Origin of the sequence: Deinococcus sp. (assembly GCF_018260405.1) — a bacterium.
Lineage (GTDB): Bacteria > Deinococcota > Deinococci > Deinococcales > Deinococcaceae > Deinococcus.
The window spans coordinates 1-4,418 of sequence record NZ_JAGLBG010000141.1 but is presented as its reverse complement, the minus strand read 5'-3'; the positions used below and the strand labels follow the sequence as shown (position 1 = coordinate 4,418).

At 61.2% G+C, this 4,418-nt stretch carries 6 protein-coding genes; 4 read left to right on the top strand and 2 right to left on the bottom strand.

Going from position 1 to position 4,418, the window contains the following annotated elements:
* Nucleotides 1-280 precede the first annotated feature (280 nt).
* Nucleotides 281-469 carry a hypothetical protein gene (locus QZ269_RS12170; protein WP_291426973.1) on the bottom strand — a complete coding sequence of 63 codons (189 nt, stop codon included), beginning with the start codon at nt 467-469 and terminating at the stop codon, nt 281-283.
* A gap of 145 nt (nt 470-614) precedes the next feature.
* The gene (gene recO / locus QZ269_RS12165) at nt 615-1,349 is read right to left on the bottom strand and encodes a DNA repair protein RecO (protein WP_291426972.1); all 735 of its coding nucleotides are present in this window, start codon (nt 1,347-1,349) and stop codon (nt 615-617) included.
* Nucleotides 1,350-1,434: 85 nt separating this feature from the next.
* On the opposite strand from recO, the gene QZ269_RS12160 reads away from it, so the two are divergent.
* From QZ269_RS12160 to QZ269_RS12145, 4 genes are all read left to right on the top strand, one after another.
* Entirely contained in the window at nt 1,435-1,827 is a 393-nt protein-coding gene (locus QZ269_RS12160) for a hypothetical protein (RefSeq protein ID WP_291426971.1), read from the top strand.
* 38 nt (nt 1,828-1,865) lie between these two features.
* Nucleotides 1,866-2,591 (top strand): GntR family transcriptional regulator, encoded by a 726-nt coding sequence (locus QZ269_RS12155; protein ID WP_291426970.1) that lies wholly within the window; start codon nt 1,866-1,868, stop codon nt 2,589-2,591.
* Nucleotides 2,592-2,645: 54 nt separating this feature from the next.
* Nucleotides 2,646-3,578 (top strand): proline dehydrogenase, encoded by a 933-nt coding sequence (locus tag QZ269_RS12150; RefSeq protein WP_291426969.1) that lies wholly within the window; start codon nt 2,646-2,648, stop codon nt 3,576-3,578.
* A gap of 330 nt (nt 3,579-3,908) precedes the next feature.
* Nucleotides 3,909-4,418 (top strand): aldehyde dehydrogenase family protein (locus QZ269_RS12145; RefSeq protein WP_291426968.1); only part of this gene is annotated, 510 nt, incomplete at its 3' end.

Here is a 4,418-nt window from a genome sequence, read left to right as displayed (position 1 = left end):
GAGGACTTGAGGCGTGGCGTTGGCGGCGCAAACTGGGGGGTAGCTGTATGATGCAGTCTATACCCGGTAGCTACTTAAAAGGTTTGCAAAAACCGTTCATCTTGAGCGGATTCCTAAATCCCTGCCGGGTAGAGCGTGCCTTATGATGCACCTCTACCCCAAACAGAGTGCGTAGGCAAAAATGAGCTGCTGAGAGCAGTGGACTCGTGGAGCTGCGAAGAAGGGCAGTAAAAAGCGCCGCCCGATATCTAGGGGCGGCGCACCATCAGAGAGGTCAGCTTCAGGAAGACTGAGTGGTGTCGCTCAGGTTCGTGACGACTTCTTCTAGTTTTTCCTGACGCTTGGCGGGGTCGGTGTCCAGGCCGTTGGAATCGACGTTGCCGTCGGCTCCCTGCATCCCCTGGGTGACCTTTTCGTTCTGGTCAATGTCACCGCTGTTGGCTGCACGCTGGTCGTCTTGGTCGCTCATGGGTTCATTGTCCCGTTTTCAGCGTGGGAACACGTAAAAATGCACTCACACTTTCTTTAGTCACACCTTCTTTAGTCACACCTTCTTTAGGACGTGCATTCTCCTGCACAACTTTTACTCCCCGTGTCCTTAATCCTGATTCCCCTTAACCCTGAGCCGCCGGGGTCAGCGGTACCAGTTGCCGCCAGCTTTGCACATGGCCCACCTGCACGGCCACGAAGCGCTCCAGCGCACGCCACAGCGCTGGACGCTGCCCAGCGGCTACTGGGGCCTCAATGCTGGCCCGCACGGTACGCCGCACCACGCCGCGCAAGAAATCCAGCGCCTCCGGTGGGTAGGCAGGCAGGGCCGCGCAGTTGCCGCACAGCAGTTGCCCGCCTAGTGGGTCGGGGTGCGCCGGGTCGGGGGCGCCGCAGCGGGCGCAGCGGGCGGTCTGCGGCATTACTCCGGCCAGCCCCAGCAGCTTGTAACTCATGACCAGCGCCACCCATTCGGCGTCGGTCTGGTGGGCCACGCCGCGCAGAGCCGCCGCGAACAGCTCGAAGGCCTGCTCGGAAAACTCGCCCTCTTGAAACAGTGCGTCGGCAAATTCGGCCAGCAGATGAGCAAAGGCATACCGCTCGGGCTGGGCCAGCGTGGGCAGCGCCCCTTCCAGCACGGCCTGCCTGACGCTGGCAAGATCGTTGTGCGGCCCCTGGTAGACCTGCACGCCCACATGGTGAAACAGATTTAGGCAACTCGACAGCGGCCCGCGCACCCCGCCCCGCGCAATGGCCTTGAGCTTGCCCTGCGGCGTAAGCAGGGTCACGATAATGTCTCCGGCAGGCGTCACGCGGCGGCGAATGACGATGCCGCTGCGGTTGGCGGTGCGGTGACGCATGAGAAGTAGTCTAAGGGCCTGAGGGCCTGGAGGTCTAAGGGAAGGGCGACAATCTGACCAGCGCAGACGGTTTAGACTGCCCACAATGAGCGAGAAGCACCACTCTGCCGCCGAGCTGCTGCGGGAACTGTTTCCGGAATCCTACCGCGAGCTTTTTGGTGAAGGCCCTGCCGACGCCCCCCTGACGCTGGGCCTTTACCCGGTGGCCGACGGGCGGCTGGCGCTGGTGCATGGCGAGCAGCTGGCCGAATTTACCCCGATTGCCCCCAAAGGCAGCGCGGCCCTGCACTGCGACCTGTGCCACCACACCCGCAGCCGCAGCGAGGCCCACATTTACCGCGTGGTCGTGGCGGCGCGGCGCACCCGTTACGTGACCCTCTGCACGCCCACAGAGGGCTGTCAGCAGCGGGCCGGAGTCAAGGGGCTAGCCGCGCTGGCCGAGCGCATTTTTCCGATTGAGAACATCTACGCGGAGTGAAGCTTTTTCACGGCTACAAAATTGTATACAATATCCATGTGACCCCATTCGAGCGTCCTAACCTGGTGCGTGAAGGTGTGTATCAGCACCTACGCCGCGCCGTGCTGGACGGTAAATTTCTGCCCGGCGAGCGGCTGGGAGAGGCTGAATTAGGCGACAAGCTGGGGGTGAGCCGCACGCCGATCCGTGAAGCGATCATGCGCCTGACCCAGGACGGCTTGCTGATTGCGGAGGCCAACAAGGGCGTGCGGGTGCGCCTGCTAAGCGCCGCCGAAGCCCGCGATACCTACGCCGTGCGGGAGGAACTGGACGGGCTGGCTGCTGCCCTGGCCGCCGCGCAGCATACGCGGGCTGATGCCCAGGCTTTACGCGCCGCGCTGAATACACTGAATGCGGTGCAGGGCAGCGACTACCGTGAGCAGACCCGGCTGGACTTGGCCTTTCACCGGGCCATGACCGACGCCGCGCACAACGCTGCCCTAAGCGACCTGGCCCGCAGTCTGGAGCAGCAGGTGGCCCTGATAAAACACCAGACGCGCAACTACAATGCCTGGCCCGGCACCGCTACGCAGCACGCCGCGATTCTAGACGCGGTGCTTTCGCGGGATGCCGACGCTGCGCGGGAAGCGGCGCGGGAGCACGTAAGGACGTTCGGGAGGCTAGTGCTGGGGGAATTGGGAGATGACGCGGCGGGTGGCCCCCCCTCCCCACTGCTTCGCGGCGCCCTTCCCCCGCAAGGGGAGAGAAGTACCCCGCCGCCCTAGCGCTCCGGTTTTTTCACTCTGGCCCACCACTGCCCACTTACCCAAGGAGTCCAAATGATTGACCAGCTCTACCGCAAAGCCGTCCTGACCGTCGCCGAACGTCCCCAAGTTGAAAAACTGGCCCGCGAGAAGATGTGGCCGCTGGCCGAGCGTTTCGTGGCGGGTGAAAATCTGGAAAGTGCCATCAAAGCTGTGCAGCAGCTCCAGGATGACGGAATTGCCGGAAACTTCGATCTGCTGGGCGAGTTCATCGAGTCGCCTGCCGACTGCACCAAGTTCGCCGACGATGTGCTGGCCCTGATTGAAGCCGCGCAAGACGCCGGAATCAAGCCTTACGTGAGCATCAAACTAAGCAGCGTGGGCCAGGGCAAAGACGATGGCGGTGAAGACCTGGGCCTGAAGAACGCCCGGCGGATTATCGCCAAAGCCAAGGAATACGGCGGCTTCATCTGCCTGGATATGGAAGACAGTGGCCGCGTGGACATCACCCTGCGCCAGCTCCGCACGCTGATTGGCGAGTTCGGGGCCGAGCATGTGGGCACGGTGTTGCAAAGCTACCTGTACCGCAGCCTAAGCGACCGCGCCGGGCTAGACGACCTTAAGCCCAACCTCCGCATCGTGAAGGGCGCGTATCTGGAACCCGAAACCGTCGCCTACCCCGACAAGGCCGATGTAGACCAGAACTACCGCCGCCTCGTGTATCAGCACCTCAAGGCCGGGAATTACTGCAATGTCGCCACACACGACGAAAAAATAATTGACGATGTGAAGCGCTTCGTGCTGGCCCACGGGATTCAGCGCGACCAGTTTGAATTTCAGATGCTGTACGGCATCCGGCGCGACTTGCAAAAGCAACTGGCCGCTGAGGGCTACCGCGTGCGGGTGTACCTACCTTACGGACGCGACTGGTACGCGTATTTTAGCCGCCGCATTGCCGAAACGCCGAGGAACGCCATGTTTGTGGCACAGGGGATGCTCAAGGGCTAAGTGCGCCTGCGGCGCGTCACAGGGTCAAGAGGTCTAAGGGTCGTTCGGCCTTTGGATAGGAGTAAGGAGAAGTCAATGCAAAGCCAATATCAGAACACCCTCCTTCGTTTTTGGCCCGCTCTTCTGGGTTTCGCCCTCGTTTACGCCCTGTGGCCTTTGCTCCTGAATCAAGGATGGCAGTTCATAGAACAAATGGGCGCAGGCCACTTCTTTGAAAAAGATGGAAGAAGGGCAGTCGCCACCTGCGAGATGTTTTCGCGTCACTTTTCCGTATGTAGCGTCTCCCAGATTTAGCCTTAAACCCCCAGACCTCTCCAAAGGAGCCTCACCATGATTAAAGTTCAAGAGTACCGCCCCCAAACCTTCACCGACTTCACCAAAGAAGAGAACGTGGGGGCGTATCAAGAAGCCCTCGCCAAAGTTCGTAAGGAACTGGTCGGTAAGCATTACCCCCTCATCATTGACGGCAAGGAAGTGGACACCGAAGGGAAGCTGACCAGCCTCAACCCCTGTGACACCTCCGAAGTGGTGGGCACCACCGCCAAAGCGACCATAGGTGACGCCGAAAATGCCCTGCAAGGCGCGTGGAAGGCGTTTGAAAGCTGGAAAAAGTGGGACATGGACGCCCGCGCCCGCATCCTGCTGAAGGCCGCCGCGATTCTGAAGCGCCGCCGCCTGGAAGCCTGCGCCCTGATGAGCATAGAAGTGGGCAAAAACTATGCCGAGGCCGACGTGGAAGTGGCCGAAGCGATTGACTTCCTGGAATACTACGCCCGCAGCGCCATGAAGTATGCGGGCTTTGGCAGCCATGAAACCACCTGGTTTGAAGGCGAGGAAAAC